Below are 23,223 nucleotides of genomic sequence, written 5' to 3'. Positions count from 1 at the left end.
CTCACATTCAATCTGTGTGCCAGTATGCTCGCAGCTCGGGAGGTGCCGATGCGGGGATTGTGCGCAGGGCTTTTGAGTTTGCTGCTGGTCCTGCCGGCTCAGGCGGCGGAGGTGCGTGTGGCCTTTGGCCATTCGGTAGCGCCTTTTGCCGATGCGCAGGACGGCACTGGCGTCGAGGTCGACATCATCCGGGCCGCCCTGCAGGCCGTGGGCCACACGGTCCGGCCGGTCTTCATGCCCTCCGCCCGCAAGATGCTTGCATTGCGCAACGGCGAAGTGGAAGCCGCCGCCACGCTCTCGCCGCAGGATGGGCCCGATGCCTGCTTCTCGGATGTCTACATCCACTACCAGGACTTCGCGATCACGCCCAAGGGCCGCTACCCCAAGGGACTGCGCCTGACCGACTTGGCCGAGCTGCGTGTCGTGGCCTACCAGCTGGCCACCCATCACCTGGGGCCGGAGTACGCCGCCACCGTCAAGAACAACCCGCGCTATATGGAGCAGGCCGACCAGCTCTCGCAGCTGCGCATGCTGTTCGGCGGCCAGGCCGACGTGATCGTGGCGGAGCGCCACATCTTTGAACACCAGCTCAAGCGCCTGGCCGAGAGCCGCTTCAAGGAGAGGCCCTTCCCGGTGGACTTCATGCCCTTGTTCAAGCCGGTGGCCTACCGCGTGGCCTTCAAGGACTTGGCGCTGTGCGAGCAGTTCAACGCAGGCCTCTCGCGCATACGCCGCGAGGGCGTGCTGGAGCGCATCTCGGCCGCCTACCTGCCCATCGTCAAACTCGCTCAACCCGCTGCATCGGAACCCCGCCCATGAAACTCGCCAGCAACGGCCTGCAGTTCGAAGTTATAGACGAAGGCCCGCGCAATGGCCAGCCGCTGCTGATGATCATGGGCCTGGGCATGCAGTTGACCGCCTGGCCCGATGGTCTGGTTCAGCAGCTGATCGCGCGTGGTTTTCGCGTCATCCGCTTCGACAATCGGGACATCGGCCTGTCCAGCCATCTGGACGAGCAGGGCCTGCCCAATCTCGGCCTGGCCGCAATGCTTTATGCACTGCACCTGCCAACGCCGCAGCCGGCCTACATGCTGCAGGACATGGCGCGCGATGCGCTGGGTCTGCTCGATGCGCTGCAAGTGCGCGAGTGCCATGTGCTGGGCGCCTCGATGGGCGGCATGATTGCGCAACACCTGGCACTGCTCGCGCCGGAGCGCGTCAGGAGCCTCAGCTTGATGATGACCACGAGCGGCGCGCGGCGGCTGCCCGGGCCTTCGCTGAAATTGCGCGCGGCCCTGCTGTCCCGACCGGCGAGGCCAAACGACGTCGACTGCGTGGTCGACCACCTGCTGGGCATCTACCGACTGATTGGCAGCCCGGCCTACCCGACCGAACCGGCCGAGCTGCGCGAGCGCGTGGCATGCCAGGTGAAGCGCAGCCACCACCCGCGCGGCGTGGCCCGGCAGCTGGCCGCCGTGGTGGCAGACAGCCAGCGCGCCAAGCTCGTGAGCCAGATCCGCGCACCCACCCACATCATCCACGGCAAGGCCGACCCGCTGGTGCCGCCGGCCGCCGCCCCCGACCTGCAGCGCCGCATCGCCGGCTCGACGCTGGACCTGGTCGACGGCATGGGCCACGATCTGCCCGAGCCGCTGTGGCCGCGCTTCGTGGCTGGCATTGCCGGCGTCGCCGGCCTCTGATCGCAGCGCTCAGGCGCGGACGTCGATCAGACCCAGAGCCCGCGCCCGGGTGACCGCATGCTTGCGCGAACCGGCGTCGAGCTTGGCGTAGACCTTCTTCAGATGCCATTTGACCGTCTCGTCGCCTATCGACAAGGCGGTGGCGATTTCCTTGTTCGAGTAGTTCAAGGCCAGCAGCTGCAGCACCTCGCGCTCCTTGGGCGTCAGTTGCAGCGCCATGCTCTTGTCGCCCTCCACGAGCGGCATGGCGAAGGCCGGGCGCCACAGGCCCGCGGCATCGCTGGTGGGCAGGCTGCGCATCGGCGTGCTCGGTGGACGCACCTGCATCAGCTCGATGGCCCGGCGCGCGTGTCCGTAGGCAGAGGCCCAATCCTTTGCGGCGGCGCAGTCCTCGGCCAGCAGCGCATAGAGGTGGGCGGGTGGCTTCCAGCCCGCGATCTTGAAACCCTCGTGCAGGGCGGCTTGCGCGTAATGCAATGCCGGCGTCGTGGCGATCAGGCCGGCCGGTGGCGGCAACACATGGCGGCGGTGGATCTCGGCCAGCGCCTCGTAAAGGGCGACCTGCAGCGTGCTGAAGCCATGCTCCTGGATCAGCGCCTGGCATTCCTCGACGGCCAGCAGTGCCGCCTCGGGCTGGCCTGCTGCGGCGAGCGCCCGGCCCTGGTGGATCAGGCACAGCGCCAGGTTGTCGGTCGAGCGGGCCTCGCGGTACATGCGGATCGCCTCGGCCATCGGCGGCACGGCCTCCACGCCCCGGCCCAGCAGCAGCAGGCTGCGCGAGAGTTCCGAACAGGCGTTGGCGCGGTTGATGCCGCCCGGCGTGGCGGCCAGCGAGCGCAGCGCAGCGCCGGCGAGGGCATGGGCCTCTTCCTCGCGGCCCAGCTCATTGAACAGCGCCGCCAGGCGCGTCTGGCTGGCGCCCAGCAAGGCGGGCCAGCCGGTCTGGTGGGCCACGCGCTCCGCGAGGTCGAAGCAGGCCACGGCATCGTCCACTTCGCCGAGTCCTTGCAAGGCCGTGCCCGCGTTGATCACGCAGATCATCGCCAGGCGCAACATGCCCACGCGCTGGGCCTGTTCGCTGGCATGCAGAAAGAGCGAGGCCGCCTCGGCGGGCTCGCGCCGCGACAGCCGCAGGCCACGGGCCGCGCTCCACAAGGCGTCGCAGGCCGGGTCGGCGGGCAGCGCGGGCGCCGTGGCCGCCTTGGGCTCGCTGAATGTGTTCTCGTAGGCCACCCAGGCCTCGGCCTGGGCCTGCCGCTCCAGCAGCCGGGCCTCGGCATAGACGGCAGCGGCACGGCTGTAGGCTTCCAGCTCGCGCTCACGCTGGCCGCGGGCCTTGGCCACGGCGGCTTCGGCCAGCAGCGCATCGCCACTGGCCAGCGGGTCGGGCTGCTCGGCCAGCAAGGCGCGCGCCAGGGCGAGCCGCTCCTCGGCCACCTCGAAATGGCACAGCAGGGCGGCAATCTCGCTGGCGCTCAAGGCCAGGCGGATGCGCAGGCGCTGGGACGCCGGCGATGCCGGCGCCGCCTGCCCGTCCAGCAGGGCCTGGGCTTCATCGATCAGGCCCTGGGCGCGTGCGCTGTCACGTTGACGCAGGGCCCAGGCCAGCGCGGCCAGCGCACCCGGCCGCTCGCCGGCTGAGGCCTTGCCCAGGCGAGCTTCCAGCAAGGGCAGGTCCGGGTTCGGCGGGTACAGCGGCATGGCATAAATTGTAGGGAGGGCCGGGGCTAAGATGCGCCGCCGGTCATCCCGAGGAGCCCTATCTCCATGAATATTGCCTGGACTCAGTTCACCCCTGTGCATGCGCTGATCGGCGGCAGCCTGATCGGGCTGGCCGCTGCGATCTACTTGCTGGGCAACGGCCGCGTGGCCGGCATCGCCGGCATTCTGGCGGGCCCCTTGCAAGCGCTGCGCAAAGGCAGCCTCAGTGGCGAAGGCACGCGCCTCGCCTTTCTGGCAGGCCTCATTGCCGCGCCCTGGTTGTGGCGGGTCTTTGCAGAGCTGCCGGCGGCCAGCATCGATGTCGGCACGCTCGGCCTGGTGCTGGCCGGCTTGCTCGTCGGCATCGGTGTGCGAATGGGCAACGGCTGCACCAGCGGCCATGGGGTCTGCGGGCTGAGCCGGCTTTCGCTGCGTTCGCTGGCCAATGTGCTGACCTTCATGGGGGCAGGTTTTGCCACCGTCTTCGTGCTGAGGCACTTGCTTTGAGGAGGGGCATCCGCATGAACACGAAACGCTTCGCGCTCGCCTTCGCCAGTGGCCTGATCTTCGGCCTTGGCCTGATCGCCAGCGGCATGAGCAACCCGGCCAAGGTCAAGAATTTTCTCGACCCGTTGGGCGCCTGGGATCCGAGCCTCGCGCTGGTGATGGCTGGGGCCATTGGCGTGGGCCTCGTCGCCTATGCGGTCGCCAGGCGCCGCAGCCTTTCCTGGACCGGCGAACGGATCGAGCTGCCCACGGCCACCCACATCGATGCCAAGCTGCTGGGTGGCGGCCTGCTGTTCGGTGCCGGCTGGGGCATTGCCGGCCTGTGCCCGGGCCCGGCCGTGGTGGCCTTGAGCGTGGGTTTCGGCCCGGCGCTGATCTTCGTGCCCGCCATGCTGGCCGGCATGTTTCTGTACGACTTCGTGATTGCCAAGCCGCGTGCCTGAGGCGCGATGGAGCCCTGCCATGCTGATCTTTCGCCAACTCTTCGACCCGACTTCGTCCACCTACACCTACCTGCTGGGTGACAGTGCCTCCGGCGAGGCGCTCATCATCGACCCGGTGTTCGAGCATGAGCGCCGCGACCTGGCACTGCTGCGCGAGCTGGGCCTGCGCCTGGTGGCCACACTGGACACCCATGTGCATGCCGACCATGTGACCGGCGCCTGGCTCCTGAAGGAGCGCAGCGGCAGCCAGATCCTCTTGTCGGAAGCAGCAGGCGCCAGCGGGGCCGACCGGCTGCTGCGCCATGGCGACAGGGTGGGCTTCGGCAAGCGCTACCTGGAGGTTCGCGCCACACCGGGCCACACCAGCGGTTGCCTCAGCTATGTGCTGGACGACCAGAGCATGGCCTTCACCGGTGATGCACTCTTGATACGCGGCTGCGGCCGCACCGACTTCCAGCAGGGCAGCCCGGGCCTGCTCTACCGCTCGGTGCATGAGCAATTGCTGTCGCTGCCGGCGACCTGCCTGCTCTATCCGGGCCATGACTACCGTGGCCTGACCGTGACCAGCGTGGCCGAGGAGCGCCGCTACAACCCGCGCCTGGGTGGTGATGTGAACGAAGGTGACTTCACCGGCTACATGAACCACCTGGGCTTGCCGCATCCGAAGCTGATGGACATCGCCGTGCCCGCCAACCTGCGCTGCGGCCAGCCCGAGGGCGGCACGGCGCTGGCCGATGACGAAGGCCACTGGGCGCCGCTGACTCTGGCCTTCAGCGGCATCTGGGAAATCCAGCCGGGCGTGCTGGCCGAGCGCCTGGCCGATGCCACGAATCAGCAGCAGATCCAGCTGCTCGATGTGCGTGAGCCGCAGGAGTTCAGCGACGCGCTGGGCCACATTCCTGGCGCCAAGCTGCTACCACTGAAAGAGCTGGCGGCACGCATGGGCGAGCTCGACCGCGAGCGGCCGCTGGTGGCCATCTGCCGCTCCGGCGCACGCTCGGCGCAAGCCACCGTTCTTTTGCGCAAGGCCGGCCTCAGCCGTGTGGCCAACCTCACCGGCGGCATGCTGCGCTGGCGTGCGGAGCAGCTGCCGGTGGAGGATGGCCTGGAGTGAGGGGCGTGGATGCTGATCCGCGTGAAGCGGTCGCCACGTTGAGCAGCCCAATGGTGCCTGAGCTGTGCGATCCGGACTTGCCCCTAAACTAGGCCGCCCTACTACCGAGCAGCCGAGCAGCATCAGCCAATGAAGAGCCCCAAGAGCGCCACCAAGTCCATTGCCGCTGCAGCGAAAGCCTCGGGCGCGAAGGTGACGCTGGGCATGGTGGCCGAGGCTTGCGGGGTTTCGCCGAGCACGGTGTCACGTATCCTCAATGGCACGGCCGTGGTGAGCCAGGAAAAGCGCGACGCGGTGGACCGGGCGATTGCCGAGCTGGGCTTCGTGCCCAATCCGATTGCTCGCGGCCTCGCGGGCGGGCGCACGCTCAGCGCCGGTGTTGTGACGCAGGCCATCGACAGCCCGTTCTACGGCGTAGCCCTGCGCGGCATCGAGGAAGAGCTGAGCCAGGTGGGCTACAGCCCGCTGTTCGTCAGCGGCCACTGGAATGCCAAGGAAGAGCAGCGCTGCATCGACGTGCTGCGCTCGCGCCGCGTGGACGGCATCATCGTGCTGACCGGCCGCCTGAGCGACGAAGCCCTGCGCAAGCTGGCCAAGGAACAGCCAGTGGTGGTGACCGGCCGCAGCATCAAGGCGCCGGGCCTGTATTCGCTGGACTTCAATGACTTCGAAGGCGCGCGCCTGGCCACGCATCACCTGCTGAGCCTGGGCCACCGCCAGATCGCCTTCATCGCCGGCGACCCGGTGCACCCCGATGCACAGGAGCGCCTGCGTGGCTACCGCGCGGCGCTTGAAGCAGCCGGCGTTCGCTACAAGGCGAGTCTGGTGCTGCCGGGCAAGTTCCATGAAGAGAGCGGCCTGATGGCGGTGGAGCGGCTGATCGACAGCCGCGAGCCTTTCACCGCAATCTTTGCGGCCAATGACCAGATGGCATTCGGCGCCTCGCTGGCGCTCTACCGGCGCGGCCTGCGCGTGCCGGAGGACGTCTCGCTGGTCGGCTTCGACGACCTGGCCGGCGCCGCGCACTCGGTGCCGCCGCTGACCACCATCCACCAGGCCGCCCATGAACTGGGTCGGCTGGCGGCGCAGTCGCTCCTGCAGATGCTGGCCGGGCAAAAGCCCACAGCCGTGCTGCCCGAGCCGCGATTGATCGTGCGCTCTTCGGCGCGCCCGCTGCAGCCCTGAAGCCGGGCCGCTGTCGCGGCTTGCGCAACAGCTCGGCATTTACCCTCGATTGACACCCCGAACCGCTGCGACCTATTATGAAAGCGCTTTCATAAAGAAGACATAGAGTCGTGATCCTGCAGACTCTGCCCCAGGGCAGGACTTGCTGCGACACGCCGGAGACAAGGCATGAGGTTGGTGGTCAGGAGTTTGTGGAGCGCTTCTCTGCGCTGTGGCCTGGGTTTGAGCCTGGGTCTTGCGCTGGCCGCTCCGGCGGCAGCCCAGCGCACGCTCACCGTCGCCGCGTTCCCGGCGGTGGACGAGATCGTGCGTGCCGCGCTGCCGGCCTGGAAGCGGCTGCATCCCGACGTCGAGGTGAAGGTGGTGAGCCGCGAGCTCAATGACCATCACACGGCCATGATCACGGCGCTCTCCACGGCCGTCCATCTGCCGGACGTGATGGCGCTCGAAGTAGGCTACCTCGGCCGCTTTGCGCAGGGCGCAGGTCTGCTGGACCTGACGCCTGCGCCCTATGACGTGCGCCGCTTCGAGTCGCGCTTCGTGCCCTATGCGTTCCAGCAGGCCAGCACGCCCACGGGCGCCGTGCTGGCCGTGCCCACCGACATCGGCCCAGGCACCTTGCTCTATCGCCAGGACCTGCTGGCCAAGGCGGGCCTGACCGAGGCCGACATCACGCGCAGCTGGGAAGGCTATGTGCAGGCTGGCGTGAAGCTCAAGGCTGCCACGGGTGCCTACCTGATGGCCCATGCACGTGACATGAAGGACATCCTGATACGCACCGGCATCCAGCCGGGCGAGGGCATCTACTTCGACAAGGACTCGAAGCCCTTGGTAACCTCGCCGCGATTCGTGCGCTCCTTCGAGCTGGCCCGCGCGGTGCGCCGCCAGCAGCTCGATGCGCGCGTGACGGCCTGGTCCTCCGACTGGGCCGAAGGCTTCAAGCGCGGAGGCATCGCCACGCAGATCTCCGGCGCCTGGCTGGCCGGTCACCTGAACAACTGGCTGGCGCCGAGCACGCGCGGCATGTGGCGCGCAGCGCAATTGCCGGAAGGTGCCTTCGCCGCCTATGGCGGTACCTTCTTCGCGATGCCGCGCCAAGGGGAACAGGCGAATCGAGCCCTGGCGTGGGAGTTCATTCAGATGATGACGATGGACCGCCAGCAGCAGCTCGCCGCGTTCAAATCGCAGGACGCGTTCCCGGCATTGCTGGAAACACATGCCGACCCCTTCCTTGACGAGCCTATCGCCTTCCTCGGTGGCCAGACCGCGCGCCGCGATTGGCGCGAGGCGGCGAGCCATGTGAAAGCCGTTCGCGTTCACAAGCAGGATGCATTCGCCCGCGAGGTAATCGACACCGAGCTCGACAAGGTGCTGGAGCGCGGCAAGGACATTGCCACGGCCCTGGCCGATGCGCAGCGCCTGCTGCAGCTGCGCGCCCGTCGCTGAGAAGAGCACGTCATGAAACTGCCCAGCCTCTCACCCCGCCACGCGCCGTACCTGTTGCTGGCGCCGTTCCTGTTGCTGTTCCTGGTGTTCGGCCTGTTCCCGCTGTGCTTCTCGCTCTACCTCGCGTTCCAGAGCTGGGAGCCGACCAGCGGCCTGGCGGCGATGCACTTCGTGGGCTTTGACAACTTCGCTTTCGCGCTGCAGGACGAATGGTTCTGGAAATCCTTGCAGAACACCGGCTGGCTGGCCGTGGTCTCGGGTCTGCCGCAGCACCTGGTCGCCATTGCGCTTGCCTGCTTCATCAACCTTGCCTTTCAGCGCTGGCGCAACCCGGTGGTCGGTGCCTACTTCCTGCCCTACATCACTTCGTCCGTGGCCATCGCCATCCTGTTCAGCTCGCTCTTCTCGACCGACTACGGCCTGATCAATATCGTGCTGGCGGTGCTGCGCGAAATACCGGGCATCAGCTGGCTGCTGCCCGCGCATGCCGTCGACTGGCTGAATGATCCGGATGCCTTGAAGCCCGCCATTTCCCTGATCGTGTTCTGGCGCTACGTCGGCTTCAACATCGTGCTCTACCTCGCCGCGCTGCAGACCATACCGCCCGACCTGTACGAGGCCGCCACCATGGACGGCGCCAGCCGTATCAAGCAGTTCTTCTACATCACGCTGCCGAGCCTGAAGCCGATGATCTATTTCGGTGTGACCTTGAGCGTGATCGGCGGCCTGCAGCTGTTCGAGGAGCCCTTCATCCTCACCGGCGGCAAGGGCGGCTCTGACCAGGCCGGCATGAGCACGGCGGTCTACCTCTACCGCACCGCCTTCGATTTCAACGACTTCGGCGCGGCCAGTGCGATGTCGTGGCTGCTCTTCATCGTCGTGGCCCTGCTCACCTGGGCCACCAACCGGGCTTTCCGCCCCCGCGGAGGCTGATCGGCATGAACCACACGATGCAAGCCCAGCGCGTGAATCGCATGGCGCCTTGGGCCGCCTATGTTCTCGTTGGCATCGGCGCCTTGCTGATGCTGGCGCCCTTCTATTTCATGTTCGTCTTCGCCACGCATTCGCGCAGCGAGATCTTCAGCCTGCCGCCGCCACTGTGGTTCGGCGACGACCTGATGAACAACATCGCCATCCTGACCAAGCGCCTGCCCTTCTGGCGCAACCTGGGCTGGAGCCTCTACGTCGGCCTGGCCTCGACGGCGCTCACGCTCCTGTTCTGCTCGATGGGCGGCTATGCCTTTGCGATGTTCGAGTTCCGCTACAAGAAGGCGCTGTTCGCGCTGGTGATGGGCACCATGCTCTTGCCCAGCTTCATGAACATGATCCCCAGCTTCATGATCATGGACCTGCTGGGCTGGATCGACCAGCCGCGCGCGCTCTACATTCCCGGCGCGGCGAGTGCTTTCGGCATCTTCCTGATGCGCCAGTTCGTCAGCTCGTCGATTCCGCGCGAGCTCGTGGAGGCGGCGCGCATGGATGGCTGCAGCGAGCTGGGCATCTATGCCCGCATCGTCCTGCCGCTCCTGAAGCCGGCGCTGGGCACCTTGGGCCTGATTGCCTTCATCGCCTCCTGGAACAACTTCATCGGGCCGCTGGTGGTGATGCGCTCGCCCGACATGTACACGCTGCCACTGGCGCTGCGCAGCCTGCAAAGCCCGGTGGATACCGAATGGGGTGCGCTGATGGCCGGCTCTGCCCTGGCGACGCTGCCGCTGATCGTGCTCTTCGTGCTGTGTTCCAAGCAGCTGATCTCGGGCCTGACCGTTGGCGCGGTCAAGTAGCCCTCTCCTGAACCTTGATGCCATGACCCACTACGACCCATTGGCCGCGCAGGCGGCCTTCCCCACCGACTTTATCTGGGGCGTCGCGACCAGCGCCTTCCAGATCGAAGGCGCCTCCACCGCTGATGGCAAGGGCCTGTCGATCTGGGACAGCTTCTGCCGCCAGAGCGGCGCCATCGCCGATGCGAGCAACGGCGATGTGGCCTGCGAGCACTACAAGCGCTGGGAAGAAGACCTGGACATGATTGCTGGCCTGGGCGTCGACGCCTATCGCTTCTCGGTCTCCTGGCCGCGCGTGCGCCCGACAGGCAGCGGTGAATGGAACGAAGCGGGCCTCGCGTTCTACGAAAAGCTGGTGGATGGCCTGCTGGCGCGGGGCATCAAGCCCTACCTGACGCTCAACCACTGGGACCTGCCGCAGGCGCTGCAGGACGGCGGCGGCTGGGGCAATCGCGACACGGTGCATCGCTTTGTCGAATACGCCTGCGGCATGGCGGAGCGGCTGGGCGACCGCGTGGTGTCCATCGCCACGCACAACGAGCCCTGGGTGATGGCGCAGCTGGGCCATCAGGTCGGCATCTTTGCGCCAGGCCTGAAGGACCGCAAGCTTGCCGCCCAGGTGTCGCACCACCTGCTCCTGAGCCATGGCCTAGCACTGCAGGCCTTGCGCGCACAGGGCTGCAAGGCCCAACTGGGGCTGGTGCTCAATCTCTCGCCGATGCATGCGGCAACGGACTCGGCGGCCGACCGCGCGAAGGCCGTGCTGGACGATGGCCGCGTCGTTCGCTGGTACATGGACCCGCTGTTCAAGGGCCGCTACCCGCAGGACGTGCTGGACGACCTCGGCGCCGACGCACCACAGGTGCAGCCCGGCGACATGGAGGTCATCACCACGCCGATGGACTTTCTGGGCGTCAACTACTACTCGCGTTCCGTGATCAGCGCCGGCGAGCCCTGGGACGTGCGCAGCAGCGGCCGCGAAGTGACCGACATGGGCTGGGAGGTCTATCCGGAAGGCCTGACCGAGCTGCTCCTGCGCCTGCACCGCGACTATCCGGTGCCACCGCTTTTCGTCACCGAGAACGGCGGTGCCTTCAAGGATGAACTGAATGCCGACGGCCGCGTGCATGACGCCGGCCGCACCCGCTACATCGCCACCCATATTGCCGCAGTCGACGCAGCGATGAAGCAGGGCGTGCGCATGGGCGGCTACATGGTCTGGAGCCTGATGGACAACTTCGAGTGGGCCTCGGGCTACGAGAAGCGCTTCGGCATCGTCCACGTGGACTACGCGACCCAGGCCCGCACGCTCAAGGACAGCGCACGCTGGTACCGCGACTTCCTGCAACAACAGCGGGCTCAGCGCTGATCACAAGGACAAGCAGAATGGGACAAGTGACCCTGCGGGGCCTGCGCAAGCGCTACGGCGAAACCGAGGTGATCCAGGGGCTGGACCTCGAGATCCGCGACGGCGAGTTCATGGTCTTTGTCGGCCCCTCGGGCTGCGGCAAGTCCACGACGCTGCGCATGATCGCCGGCCTGGAAGAGATCAGTGGTGGCGAGATCGCCATCGATGGCCAGCGTGCCAACGAGCTGCGCCCGGCAGACCGGGGCGCCGCCATGGTGTTCCAGAGCTATGCGCTCTACCCGCACATGACGGTGGCCGAGAACATGGGCTTTGCACTGAAGATGGCCGGCGTGGGCAAGTCTGCCCGCGAAGAGCAGGTGCGCAAGACGGCGGAGATCCTGCGCATCACCGAGTTGCTGGCCCGCTACCCGAAGGAGCTCTCGGGCGGCCAGCGCCAGCGCGTGGCCATTGGCCGCGCCATCGTGCGCAAGCCCAAGGTCTTCCTGTTCGACGAGCCGCTGTCCAACCTGGATGCGGCCCTGCGCGTGGACATGCGCATCGAGCTCACGCGGCTGCACCAGCAATTGGGCACGACGATGATCTACGTGACCCACGACCAGGTCGAGGCCATGACCATGGGCGACCGCATCGCCGTGTTCAACAAGGGCCGCATCGAGCAGCTTGGCAGCCCGACCGACCTCTACCAGCGACCTGCCAACGAGTTCGTGGCCGGCTTCATCGGCGCGCCGCGCATCAATTTCATCGACCGGCCCGCGGCAGGCGCCAGCGCCGCGCATCTGCAGCTCTGGCGCGACCTGGGTGGCGAGACCTTCGGACCGTCGACCCAGCGCCTCGGCCTTCGTCCCGAGCATCTGCAGGTGGCGGGGCAAGGCGTGCCTGCCACCGTCGTACTGGCCGAATACCTGGGTGACGTGCTGATTGCCCACCTGCGTGTCGAGGGTCTGGATGCCCTGCTCACCGCCAAGCTGCCGGCCGACCGTGCTGCGCTGCAGAGCGGTGCCACGGTGGCCATCACCGCCGAAGCCCAGCACGCGCTGGGCTTCGACAGCGCGGGCCAGGGCCTGCATTGAGTTCCCCGGTCGCGCCACCCGTTTTGTGGCGCAAAAACACTCGCTAGGGTTAATCAGTATGAGTTCGGTGTCCGTAACAGCTAAATTGTGAAAGCGCTTTCATGATGCAGCCGACCGAAGCTGCACCCTGCTGATACCTGCCTAGCGAATGACCGGTCCGACCGCCAGAGACGGACCAAGAGCCAGCAAGTTGATCAAACGATAAGGAGACATATGAAACCCGCTCACCATCACCGCCTGCGGCATGGCCGCAGCTTGCAGCGCCAGCCCGTGGCTGCCGCCTGTGCCCTGCTTTTCATTGCGGCCGCGCCGGCCGAGGCCCAGCAGGCCAGCTCGACGACGCCCGAAGTCAAGCAGATCGAAACCGTGGTGGTGACGGGTATCCGTCGCAGCATCGAGTCGTCCGTGGCGCAGAAGCGCACGTCCGACTCCATCATCGAAGTCATCTCGGCGGAAGACCTGGGCAAGCTGCCCGACGCCAGCATCGCCGAATCGCTGGCGCGCCTGCCCGGCCTGACCGGCCAGCGGGGCCCGGACGGCCGGGTCAACGTGATCTCGATCCGCGGCCTGTCGCCCGAGTTCTCCGGCGTGCTCCTGAACGGCCGCGAGATGGTCAGCTCCAATGACAGCCGGGCGGTCGAGTTCGACCAGTTCCCGTCTGAACTGGCCGGCTCCGCCACGGTCTACAAGACGCCTGATGCCGGCCTGATCGGCCAGGGGCTCTCGGGCACCGTGGACATCCGCACCCTGAGCCCGCTGAACCTGCGCGGCCGCCAGATGGCGGTGAACCTGCGCGGCGAACGCAACTCCAACGGCACCATGGTGCCCGGCGTGACCAGCGAGACCGGCAAGCGCTTCAGCTTCTCCTATGTCGACCAGTTCGCCAACAACACGATTGGCCTGGCGGTCGGCTTTGCACGCCTGGATTCGCCATCGCAGACCAAGCAGACCGAGCTGGTCGAATACGGCGACTACACGCCCTTCGGCCTGCCGCTGTCCGGCAATGTGGCTTCCAAGGTGGGCACCGGCCAGGCCATGCTGCCGATGTTCTGGACCGCCACCACGGCAACCAAGAAGAACGTGCGCGACGGCCTGATGATCGTCTTGGAGCACAAGCCCAACGAGGACATGCACAACCAGCTGGACCTCTACTACTCGAAGTTCAAGACGCATGAGGTGGGCGGCAAGTTTGCGCAGAGCCTGTTCGGCAATTGGTCGGCCGGCATCGCGCCTGCGCTGTCCAATGTCGGCACCACGCAGATCGGCCAGAACACCTACGCCACCAGCGCCACCACGTCGCAGCTGGTTGCCAACATCGGCAATATGGACACCCGCCGTACCGACGACATCGTCGCAGTCGGCTGGAACACCGAGCTGAAGCTGGCCGACAAGTGGAAGGGCGTGGCCGATCTGAGCTACTCGCGTGACAAGCGCAACGAGCGCTATGTCGAGGCCTACGGCGGCCCGTACAACCACGGCAGCAAGCAGTGGACCTTCGGCGCGTACAACTGGAACGTGCCGACCAACGGCGACCCGCAGACCTTCACGCCGGTGCAGGCGGGCTATCTGTCCAACCCCGCCAACCTCGCCTTCGGCGACGTGGCCGGCATGGACTGGGTGCCCAACGAGGCCTGGATCGGCGCGATCCGCCATCCGGAAATCAAGGACGAGATCAAGACGATCCGCCTCGCGCTCAAGCGCGAGATGGACGGCTTCTTCAGCGGCTTCACCGGCGGCGTCAACTTCACGCAGCGCGGCAAGGACGTGGCCAAGAACGAAGACCGCATCCTGATGTCCAAGGACTCGGGCGGCAACTACATCCGCACGATACCGAACTCGGTGGTCCGCGCGCCCTTCGACATGAGCTGGGCGGGCATTCCGCAGTTGCTGCGCGTTGATGTGCCCGCACTGGTCGCCAGCGGCACGGTGACCCTGGAAGAGGGGCAGTTCAGCAAGTGGGTGGCCAACAACTCGAACGTCAACGAGAAGGTCAGCACCGGCTTTGCCAAGTTCGACATCGACAGCGAATTCGCCGGCATCTCCATGCGCGGCAATGTCGGCCTGCAGGTCGTCCATGCCAAGCAGGATTCGCAGGGCTGGGAATACCGCGGCGAAGACGAGAAGCCCGATCCCAAGCTCCTGTTCAAGCGCACCGGCGGCACCAGCTACACCGACACGCTGCCCAGCCTGAACCTGGTATTCGACTTCAAGAACAACTGGATTGCCCGCTTCGGCCTGGCCACGACCATCGTGCGCCCGAACATCGTCGACATGCGCGCCGGCACCAGCACGCCGACGGTGCTGCTTGACCCGGCCGGTACGCCGCATGCTGGCGAATGGACAACGGCTTATGCCGGCAACCCGGCCCTGAAGCCCTGGCGTGCAGCGGGCATCGACCTCTCGGTCGAGCGCTACTTCGGCAAGCGCAGCTATGTGTCGATGGCAGCCTTCCGCAAGAACCTGCTCAGCTACATCTACAACCAGCTGACAGCGGTCAGCACCGTGGGCTTCCCGTCCACACCGCCCGTCGGCGTGACGCCCAAGCTCATCGCCCCGATGATCCAGCCGCTCAACGGTACAGGCGGCAAGGTCGAGGGCATCGAGTTCGCCACGTCGCTGGAAGGCAGCCTGCTGCACCCAAGCCTGAGCGGCTTCGGCCTCGTGTTCAGCGGCTCCAAGCTGAGCAGCTCGATCAAGGACCAGAACCCGGACCCGACGGTCAGCACCGAGCGCAATGTGCCGCTGAACGGCCTCTCCGGCCGCTCCAACAGCGTGACCTTCTACTATGAGGACCACGGCATCTCGGCCCGTATCAGCCAGCGCTACCGCTCGCCGTTCACGGCCACGACCCGCGACATCTTCCTGAACAACACGACCCTGCAACAGGCGGCCGACAAGGTGGTCGACATTCAGCTCGGTTATGCGTTCGAGGAGGGCGCCTACAAGGGCCTGTCCATCCTCCTGCAGATGGGCAATGTGGGTGACAAGCCGACGATGAATCGCAAGTCGGTGGGCGCCAACGCGCCGGATGCTTCGCAGCTGCTGCCGAACTACATCCGCTACTACGGCCGCACCACCTTGCTGGGCGTCAATTACAAGTTCTGACGGGGTGGAGCCTGGTCGCGTGCGGGCGGCCAGGCCATGAATGTCTCCTCTTGGCCGGTGTTGCTGATGGTTTATCAGCAGCCCGGCCTTTCTTTTAGCTCGGAGAATCAAGTCCATGAACACCATCCGCAACATCGTCATCGTCGGCGGCGGCACGGCTGGCTGGATGACGGCCGCTGCATTTGCCAAGGCGCTGGGCCCGACCTATTCGATCCGGCTGATCGAGTCCGACGAGATCGGCATCATCGGTGTCGGCGAGGCCTCGATTCCGAACCTCACCGAGTACAACCGGGCGCTGGGCATCGACGAAGACGAATTCCTGCGCGCGACGCGTGGCAGCTTCAAGCTGGGCATTGAGTTCGTGAACTGGGGCGCGGTCGGTGAGCGCTACATCCACGGCTTCGGCAAGATCGGCGGCGCCGACGAGGCGCTGCCCTTCTATCACTTCTGGTTGCGTGCGGCCCAGGCGGGCCGGGCCGAGCCGCTCGGCGAATACTCAATCAACACAGTGGCACCGCGCCAGGCCAAGTTCATGCGGGCACGTGCCGACATGGCCGGCTCGCCGCTGGGCGACATTGCTCATGCCTATCACTTCGATGCGGGCCTGTACGCCAAGTTCCTGCGCGGCTTTGCCGAGCAGCGCGGTGTCAGGCGCCTCGAGGGCAAGGTGCAGCAGGTGCTGCTGCGCGACGCCGATGGCTTCATCGAGGCGGTGGTGATGGAGAGCGGCGAGCGGGTCGCCGGCGACTTCTTCATCGACTGCTCCGGCATGCGGGGCCTCCTGATCCAGCAGTCCTTGCAGGTCGGCTACGAGGACTGGTCGCAGTGGCTGCCTTGCGACCGGGCCATCGCCGTCCCCTGCGAATCGGTCGCGCCACTCTTGCCGATGACGCGCTCCACCGCGCATTCGGCGGGCTGGCAATGGCGCATCCCGCTGCAGCACCGCATCGGCAATGGCCATGTCTACAGCAGCCAGTACATGGACAAGCAAGAGGCCGAGTCCATTCTGATGAACAACCTGGATGGGGCCGCCACCGCCGCGCCGCGCCATCTCTCGTTCCGCACCGGCCGCGCGAAGAAATTCTGGGACCGCAACTGCGTGGCCGTGGGCTTGTCCAGCGGCTTCCTGGAGCCTCTGGAGTCGACCAGCATCCACCTGATCCACATGTCGGTGGCGCGCATCCTCGACTTCTTCCCGCGCCAGGGTTTCGAGCCGGCGGACATCGCCGAATACAACGCCCTGACCAGCGTCGAGTTCGAGCGCATCCGCGACTTCCTGATCCTGCACTACAAGCTGACACGCCGCGACGATTCGCCGTTCTGGAACTACTGCCGGACGATGGAAATTCCGGAGGGCCTGCAGCGCAAGATGGACCTGTTCGCCGCCAACGGCCGCACCTACCGTGATGGCGTGGAACTGTTTGTGGAGACAAGCTGGATCCAGGTGATGGTCGGCCAGGGCCTGATGCCGCGTGGCCACCACCCGTTTGCCGATCAGCCGTCTGAAGAAGAAGTACTGGCGCATGTGAACAATGTGCGCCAGGTGGTCGCCAAGTGCGCGAATGCGATGCCGGCTCATGCCGAGTTCATTGCCAGGCATTGCGCGGCCACGCTGGATTGAGGCGTGATGCGCTCCGGCTGCCTCGGGCTCTTCATCGCAGCGACGCTGGCCGCGCAGCCCGCCGCGGCTGATTCAGGCAAGCCCTTCACTTGGCCGAAAGGCGCGAAGGCGGCCGTCAGCCTGTCCTATGACGACGCACTGAATTCCCAGCTAGACCATGCCCTGCCGGCACTCGACGCCCATGGGCTGAAGGCCACGTTCTACCTGACGATGGCGAGTGAGGCCGTGGCCAAGCGCCTGCCCGAGTGGCGGACCGCCGCCGCGCGCGGCCACGAGCTCGGCAACCACACGCTCTACCACCCCTGCTCGCGCAGCGGGCCGGGGCGTGACTGGGTGCCGCTGCACCACGATCTGGACAAGATCAGCCCCGCAGCGCAGCGGGAAGAGCTGCTGCTGGCCAATGTTTTCCTGCAGGCGATTGATGGCCGCAGCGAGCGCACCTTCACCGTGCCTTGTGGCGACCTGCTCGCTGCAGGTCAGCCCTACCTGCCCTTGGTGCGTGGCGTCTTTGTCGGTATCAAGTCGCGCGGCGGCGGAGTGGTCCAGGACATGGCGACCCTCGATCCTGAAGACGTGGAGACGGCAGACCCGGCCGCGGCCAGCGGGGAGCAGCTGATTGCGTTGGTGGAGCAGGCCGCCGCGCGTGGCACCATGGTGAGCCTGACTTTCCATGGCGTCGGGGGTGATCACCTGAGCGTCTCGAAGCAGGCGCACGAAGCCTTGCTGCGCCATCTGGCGCGCCATCCCGAGCGCTTCTGGGTCGACAGCTTCGTCAACATCATGCGCCACGTGAAAGCGCAGCGCGGCCGCTGAAGGCAGCCGCCGCGCTGGTTCATCACTGCTTGGGCGCCTGGTACACCCGCACGTAGTCGACCTCCATGGTCACCGGGAAGATCGCATCGTCGATGGGCCCGCCCAGGTCGCCGCCGATGGCGATGTTGAGGATCAGGAACTGCGGCGCGTCGAACGGCCACTGCGCCTTGCCCGTGCCGGCGTTCTTGTAGGTGAAGTGGCTCTTGCCATCGATGCCGAAGCGGATCTGCTGTGCGTTCCACTCCATCTGGTAGGTATGGAAAGCCGTGCAGGGGTCGGCCACCACCGTGGCTGCGCCCGAGCCATTGCCGCCGCTGCCCGAGGTGGTGTGCGTGGTCGAGAAGACGCGGGTCGGGTTGCTGCCGACCTGCTCCATGATGTCCAGCTCGCCGCCGGCCGGCCAGCCGCCGGTGCTGCCCAGCATCCAGATCGCCGGCCAGGTGCCCTTGCCGCAGGGCAGCTTGGCGCGGATCTCGAAATAGCCGTAAGTCCAGTCGGCCTTGCCGGCGGTGATCAGGCGTGTCGAGGTGTAGCTCTGGCCGCCCCAATCCGCGGCGGAGCTCATCTGCTCCTTGCGCGCAGTAATGACCAGGTTGCCGCCGCGCTGCTCGGCGTTCTGCGCGCGCGGGCCGCTGTAGTACTGCTTCTCGTTGTTGTGCCAGCCCTGCTTGTTCATGCCGACGTCGTAGGCCCACTTGCTCGTGTCAGGCAGGCCGGCGACATCGAACTCGTCGGACCAGACCAATTGATAGCCCGCCGGAATGCCCAGGGTGTCGCCGGGCGGCGTGGGCGTGGGTGTGGGCGTCGGTGCTGGCGTTGACCCGCCCGAAGCACCGCCTGCGCCACCACAGGCGCACAGGCTCAAGGCTGCGAGCAGGGGCGCCCAGCGCCAGCGTTGGGAAATTCTCGAGTTCATGTCTTCTTGTCTCCAGTTGATTGTGTTCTCAGCGCAGCGCTCTTCGCTGCAGCAGCTGTTCTGCATCGGCCAGCGCCGCGCGTATCGGCTTGTCGCGGAGCAGGACCTTGTCGAGCTCGGTCTGCACCACCTCTTCGGCGAACTGGTTCTGCTTGTGCACCGGCAAGGCCGTGATGCGCCGTGCCGCCTCGCGCCAGAGCTGGCGTGCCCGCTGGCCGCCGAGAAAGGGCAGCGGCTGGTCGAAGAAGGGGTCCTCATGCGTGGACAGCAGCGCGGGGAATGCGTCGTAGTCCTTGAAGGCCTGCAATTGCAAGCGAGGGTCCAGCGTCATCAGCTGCATGAACTCCCAGGCCAGCGCCTTGCGTTCGGGCGCCGCGCGGCGCGGCATCGCGTAGAAGGCGCCGCCATAGGCCGCCGCGCCGTTCTCGGGCAAGGGTGCCGCGCGCCACAGGCCGCTGGTGCTGGGTGCGATGAAGCTGTTGAGCTGGCCCACGACCCATGCACCCGAGAGCTCAGTGGCCAGGCGCCCGCGCTTGAAGCCTTCTGCCCAGTCGTTCGACCAGGCCGAGACGCGCGCATCGAGGCCCTGCCTGCGGGCGAGCAGCGCGATCTCGAAAGCGCGCTCGAAGCGTGGCGAGTTCACCAGCACACGCGATTGCGTGTCGAAGTACAGGCCTTCGCCCGCGTTCAGGCCGCCGCGGATGATGATGTCCTTGATCTCCTGCACATGCGCGATCAGGTAGGCGCCGGTGCGGGCCTTGATGCGCGCGCCAGCCGCGACATAGTCTTCCCACTTGCCGGTCAGCTCGGCCTCCTGCACACCGGCCTTGGCGAGGATGTCGTGGCGGTAGATCAAGGTGCCGGGGCCGATGTCCGCCGGCATCGCCACCACGGCGCCGTTGCGGGCGATGGCCTGGTCGTAGGCAAAGGGCACCAGGCGTTCGCGGAAGCGCTCCACGCCGTAGGGTGCCTGCCGCAGATCTTCCAGCCCGCCGCCCTGCGCGAAGCGGCCGACGAAGCTGGACTCGAGCGCCATCACATCGGGCAGCGCCACGGCAGTGGACAAGGCCGTGGTCATCGCCGTGTGATGGTCGCTGTACTGGCGGCTCAGGATGCGCAGCTCCACCTCGGGATGCCGCTTCTGCCACGCGGGGATGGCAGCGCGGACGATCTCGTCGACCAGCGGAAAGGCCGCGATGGTCAGCGTCTGCCCCTCGCTGGCATGGGCTGACGCTGCGAGTGGCAGGGCACTGGCCAGCAGCGCGCGGCGGCTGATCGACGAGTCGCTTGTCATCGCAGGAACGTGGCGATGGCGCGTGGCGGCAGCTCGGCCAGGCAGGCTTGCCCATCCACGCACAGGACAAACCGGTGCGCGACCTCGCTGCGATTGAGCACCACCAGCGCCACGCGACCATTGGGGTTCACGGCGGCCGTGCACTCAAGGTCCTGCTTGCTTGCCGCGCACAGCACGCGCTCGGCGCCAGGCTTGATGAAGCGGGCGAAATGGCCGAGATAGTCGAAGGAGCTCTGCGGCATCAAGTCACCGCTTGCCCGGTCCGCCAACATGGGTGCGCTGCAAAGATTGCCGACATGGTTGGGGCCGCCGGTTTCATCGAGCAGCAGGTTCCAGTCGATCCAGCCGACGGTCCAGCGGTTCAGGTCGTTGATGATGTTGCGGGCGTAGCGCTCGGCCGGCACATGGGAGCCGACATGCGGTCCGCCTTCCTGGCAGCCTTCGGTGAACAGCAGTTGCTTGTCGGGCCAGGCGTCGTGCACCAGCTGCACATGGTCGAAGTGATCTTCGCCATACCAGTGGAAGCCGCAGCCCCAGACATAGCGCGAGGCATCTGGGTCGGCGTAGACCGTATCGGCGCGCTGCACCATCTGGTCGCGGTTGTGATCCCAGATGATGATGCGCACGCGCGCCAGGCCCGCGGCATGCAATGCCGGGCCCAGATGGTCGCGTACGAAATCGCGCTCTTCCTCGGCTGTGTAGATGCAGGAATCCCAGCGTTGCACGGCCTCGGGTTCGTTCTGCACCGTGACGCCCCAGACCGGCACGCCTTCGGCCTCGTAGGCCTGGATGAAGCGCACATAGCACTGGGCCCAGGCGCTGGCGTACCGAGGCAGCAGCTTGCCGCCGTTGTTCATCTCGCCATTGCTCTTCATCCAGGGCGGCGGGCTCCAGGGCGAGACCAGCAGCTGGATGGGCTGGTTGGCCACCGCCTGCGCCGCCTTGATCATCGGCAGTAGCGCCCTGCGGTCGCGGTCGATGTTGAAGTGCAGCAGCGCTTCGTCGCCCGGCACCTCGGCATGCGCATAGTTGCCCAGCGAGAAGTCGCAGCTGTTCATGTGCACCCGGCACAAGGAGTAGCCGTGGCCGGCGGCGCTGTCGAAGTACGCCCGCAGCAGTGCATCGGCTTCAGCCGGCGGCAACTGCTGCCAGACGCTTGCTGCCGATTCGGTGAAGGCGCCGCCGAAACCCTCGATGCGCTGGAAGCGCCGCTCGCTGTTGACCATCAGCCGCGACAGGCCAGCGGCCTCGGGGCTGGCCATCAGTGCAGCGGCCGGCTGCAGAGGGAGTTCATGCTGCGGTGCGAGCCGCTGGGCCGCGGCGCCGTCGCTCGCCATGGCAGTGAGAAACCATTGGAGAAGGGCTGTTGAAGAAGCGGCTGCTTGAGTCATGCGATAGAGGTTGCTCGCGAGTTCTGTCCGCGAGATGCTTGAACAGGGCGCTCCATGTCGAATTTTCCCGATCTATGAAAGCGCTTTCGTGGCGCGAGAATAGTGGCTCGACGAGTCGCGGTCAATGGCGTATCCATCAAGCAGCAAGCGCTTCGGGTAAATCAGCGCTTGATTCGTGAAAGCGCTTTCAATACTATGCCAGCAGCATTCGAACCGGACCATCCATGCTTCAAGCTCAGCAGACCTATCCGCGCCTTCTCGGCGACATCGGCGGCACCAATGCCCGATTGGCCTGGGCCAGCAGCCCCGGTGCGCCGCTCACCGACATCGCCCGCTACCGCTGTGCCGATCATGGTTCCCTGGCCGCTGCGATTCAGAGTTATCTCAGCGAGCATGGCAAGCAAGAAGGTCCGCGCGCCTGCGGCATCGGCATCGCCAATCCGGTCACCGGCGATGAGGTGAAGATGACCAACCATCACTGGTCATTCTCGATCTCGCAACTCAAGCGCGAGCTCGCCGTCGAGCAGCTGGCGGTGGTGAACGACTTCACCGCATTGGCGCTGTCGCTGCCCGCGCTGGGCCCGCAGGACCTCTTGCCCATCGGCGGCGGTGTGGCCAGTACGGGTGAGGCGATGGCGGTGCTCGGGCCGGGCACTGGCCTTGGGGTCTCAGGGCTTCTGCCGGCGCCTGGCGGTGGCTATCTGCCGGTGGCTGGCGAAGGCGGGCACAGCACGCTGGCGGCCAACGATGAGCGCGAGGCCGCCGTGATCGAGCACCTGCGCAAGCGCTTTGGTCATGTTTCGGCCGAACGCGTGCTGTCCGGACCCGGCCTGGTGAATCTCTATGAGGCGGTGACGGCGCTGTCAGCGCAGGTGGGCTCGCATCTGGATCCGTCCGAGATCGTTGAAAAGGCGCGCCAGGCCGGTGACCCGCATTGCGAGGAAGCCATCGACCTGTTCTGCCGTTTCCTCGGCAGTTTCGCTGGCAATGTGGCCTTGACGCTGGGCGCGCGCGGTGGTGTCTATATCGGCGGCGGCATTGCGCCGCGCCTCTTGCCCGAGCTGTGGGCCTCGCGATTTCGCGAGCGCTTCGAGGGCAAGGGCCGCTTCCAGAGCTACCTGGCGCAGATCCCTTGCCTCCTGATCAATGCGGCGGTCTCGCCGGCCTTGATCGGCGCCTCGCGGGCCCTGGAGATCGAGCGCTACCGCTGCCCCGACCACTGACGCGTGTCAGCTGCTCAGACGCGTGCCACCCACTCGGCCCAGTGCTCGATGCAGGCGCGCAGCTCTGGCAGGCGGTGACGCTCCTGCAGCATCACCGCATAGACCGGCATCGCTGCCTGGGCGGCCAACTCGGGCAGCACCCGCACCAATGCGCCCGCCGCTGCCAGCGGATCCGCCACGATGCTGATGAGGCGGCCGATGCCCGCGCCGTGCTGCACCAATGAGAGCACCACGCCACTGTTGTCTGCGCGCGTGTGGCCGCGCACGCTCAGCTCGCGGGCTTCTCGGCCGCTGCCGAGCTGCCATTGGTTGAGGATGGGACTGGCGGTGTTGCCGATCAGGCGGTGATTGGCCAGCTCCGCTGCAGCGTCGCGCAGGCCCTGCCCCGGTGCCGAACAGCGCCCCGTGAAGGGCCGACACCGACCATGCCCTTGCCACCGAGAGCCATGTCCACGTGAACGATGTGCGCGCCGCCGCCCATGGCCATGGCGGTCGGACGCAGGAATGGCGCCTCCACCATCCTGAAAGTTGAGCGCCGGCC

General features: G+C 66.6%; 20 protein-coding genes. 15 read left to right on the top strand and 5 right to left on the bottom strand.

Going from position 1 to position 23,223, the window contains the following annotated elements:
* Positions 1-72: 72 nt before the first annotated feature.
* Together V3596_RS20265 and V3596_RS20260 are read left to right on the top strand one after the other, a co-directional pair.
* Positions 73-819, top strand: a complete 747-nt coding sequence (locus tag V3596_RS20265; protein ID WP_334279646.1) for a substrate-binding periplasmic protein — start codon at positions 73-75, stop codon at positions 817-819.
* Positions 816-1,700, top strand: a complete 885-nt coding sequence (locus tag V3596_RS20260; RefSeq protein WP_334279645.1) for an alpha/beta fold hydrolase — start codon at positions 816-818, stop codon at positions 1,698-1,700. The genes V3596_RS20265 and V3596_RS20260 overlap by 4 nt, the downstream gene beginning before the upstream one ends.
* Before the next feature lie 9 nt (positions 1,701-1,709).
* Here the strand turns inward: V3596_RS20260 and V3596_RS20255 are convergent, their stop codons facing one another.
* On the bottom strand, positions 1,710-3,401 hold the full coding sequence (locus V3596_RS20255; protein ID WP_334279644.1) for a helix-turn-helix domain-containing protein: 1,692 nt from the start codon (positions 3,399-3,401) through the stop codon (positions 1,710-1,712).
* A gap of 66 nt (positions 3,402-3,467) precedes the next feature.
* Between V3596_RS20255 and V3596_RS20250 the strand changes: the two genes are divergently transcribed.
* From V3596_RS20250 to V3596_RS20195, 12 genes are all read left to right on the top strand, one after another.
* Positions 3,468-3,908 carry a YeeE/YedE family protein gene (locus V3596_RS20250; RefSeq protein WP_334279643.1) on the top strand — a complete coding sequence of 147 codons (441 nt, stop codon included), beginning with the start codon at positions 3,468-3,470 and terminating at the stop codon, positions 3,906-3,908.
* Between the two features lie 14 nt (positions 3,909-3,922).
* The gene (locus tag V3596_RS20245; RefSeq protein ID WP_334279642.1) at positions 3,923-4,351 is read left to right on the top strand and encodes a DUF6691 family protein; all 429 of its coding nucleotides are present in this window, start codon (positions 3,923-3,925) and stop codon (positions 4,349-4,351) included.
* Between the two features lie 22 nt (positions 4,352-4,373).
* On the top strand, positions 4,374-5,465 hold the full coding sequence (locus V3596_RS20240; protein WP_334279737.1) for a rhodanese-like domain-containing protein: 1,092 nt from the start codon (positions 4,374-4,376) through the stop codon (positions 5,463-5,465).
* A 129-nt stretch (positions 5,466-5,594) separates the two neighbouring features.
* Positions 5,595-6,650, top strand: a complete 1,056-nt coding sequence (locus V3596_RS20235) for a LacI family DNA-binding transcriptional regulator (protein WP_334279641.1) — start codon at positions 5,595-5,597, stop codon at positions 6,648-6,650.
* A gap of 168 nt (positions 6,651-6,818) precedes the next feature.
* The gene (locus V3596_RS20230; protein ID WP_334279640.1) at positions 6,819-8,096 is read left to right on the top strand and encodes an ABC transporter substrate-binding protein; all 1,278 of its coding nucleotides are present in this window, start codon (positions 6,819-6,821) and stop codon (positions 8,094-8,096) included.
* A gap of 12 nt (positions 8,097-8,108) precedes the next feature.
* The gene (locus V3596_RS20225; protein WP_334279639.1) at positions 8,109-9,029 is read left to right on the top strand and encodes a carbohydrate ABC transporter permease; all 921 of its coding nucleotides are present in this window, start codon (positions 8,109-8,111) and stop codon (positions 9,027-9,029) included.
* A 5-nt stretch (positions 9,030-9,034) separates the two neighbouring features.
* Entirely contained in the window at positions 9,035-9,880 is an 846-nt protein-coding gene (locus tag V3596_RS20220; protein ID WP_334279638.1) for a carbohydrate ABC transporter permease, read from the top strand.
* Between the two features lie 22 nt (positions 9,881-9,902).
* A complete protein-coding gene (locus V3596_RS20215) occupies positions 9,903-11,249 on the top strand; it encodes a GH1 family beta-glucosidase (RefSeq protein WP_334279637.1) in 1,347 nt (448 codons plus the stop codon).
* Between the two features lie 17 nt (positions 11,250-11,266).
* A complete protein-coding gene (locus V3596_RS20210) occupies positions 11,267-12,319 on the top strand; it encodes an ABC transporter ATP-binding protein (RefSeq protein WP_334279636.1) in 1,053 nt (350 codons plus the stop codon).
* Positions 12,320-12,532: 213 nt separating this feature from the next.
* Positions 12,533-15,424: a TonB-dependent receptor gene (locus V3596_RS20205; protein ID WP_334279635.1), complete on the top strand. Its 2,892-nt coding sequence runs from the start codon at positions 12,533-12,535 to the stop codon at positions 15,422-15,424.
* Positions 15,425-15,539: 115 nt separating this feature from the next.
* Entirely contained in the window at positions 15,540-17,045 is a 1,506-nt protein-coding gene (locus V3596_RS20200; RefSeq protein ID WP_334279634.1) for a tryptophan halogenase family protein, read from the top strand.
* A 6-nt stretch (positions 17,046-17,051) separates the two neighbouring features.
* Positions 17,052-17,858: a polysaccharide deacetylase family protein gene (locus V3596_RS20195; RefSeq protein WP_334279633.1), complete on the top strand. Its 807-nt coding sequence runs from the start codon at positions 17,052-17,054 to the stop codon at positions 17,856-17,858.
* A gap of 22 nt (positions 17,859-17,880) precedes the next feature.
* On the opposite strand, the gene V3596_RS20190 is transcribed toward V3596_RS20195, so the two are convergent.
* Genes V3596_RS20190 through V3596_RS20180 form a run of 3 tightly spaced genes read right to left on the bottom strand, consistent with a single transcriptional unit; the run spans position 17,881 to position 21,405 of the window.
* Entirely contained in the window at positions 17,881-18,774 is an 894-nt protein-coding gene (locus V3596_RS20190; protein ID WP_334279632.1) for a glycoside hydrolase family 16 protein, read from the bottom strand.
* Positions 18,775-18,802: 28 nt separating this feature from the next.
* Entirely contained in the window at positions 18,803-20,068 is a 1,266-nt protein-coding gene (locus tag V3596_RS20185; RefSeq protein WP_334279631.1) for an ABC transporter substrate-binding protein, read from the bottom strand.
* Positions 20,065-21,405, bottom strand: a complete 1,341-nt coding sequence (locus V3596_RS20180) for a glycoside hydrolase family 30 protein (protein WP_334279630.1) — start codon at positions 21,403-21,405, stop codon at positions 20,065-20,067. Before V3596_RS20180 ends, V3596_RS20185 begins: the two co-directional genes overlap by 4 nt.
* Before the next feature lie 278 nt (positions 21,406-21,683).
* On the opposite strand from V3596_RS20180, the gene V3596_RS20175 reads away from it, so the two are divergent.
* Positions 21,684-22,682 carry a glucokinase gene (locus V3596_RS20175; RefSeq protein WP_334279629.1) on the top strand — a complete coding sequence of 333 codons (999 nt, stop codon included), beginning with the start codon at positions 21,684-21,686 and terminating at the stop codon, positions 22,680-22,682.
* A gap of 14 nt (positions 22,683-22,696) precedes the next feature.
* On the opposite strand, the gene V3596_RS20170 is transcribed toward V3596_RS20175, so the two are convergent.
* A complete protein-coding gene (locus tag V3596_RS20170; protein ID WP_334279736.1) occupies positions 22,697-23,038 on the bottom strand; it encodes a LysR substrate-binding domain-containing protein in 342 nt (113 codons plus the stop codon).
* Positions 23,039-23,223: the final 185 nt, after the last annotated feature.

It is taken from the genome of Roseateles microcysteis, assembly GCF_036880965.1.
In the GTDB taxonomy this organism is placed as follows: Bacteria; Pseudomonadota; Gammaproteobacteria; order Burkholderiales; family Burkholderiaceae_C; genus JAUASW01.
Note: the sequence above shows the minus strand (reverse complement) of the source record. Positions and strands in the feature narration are given on the sequence as shown.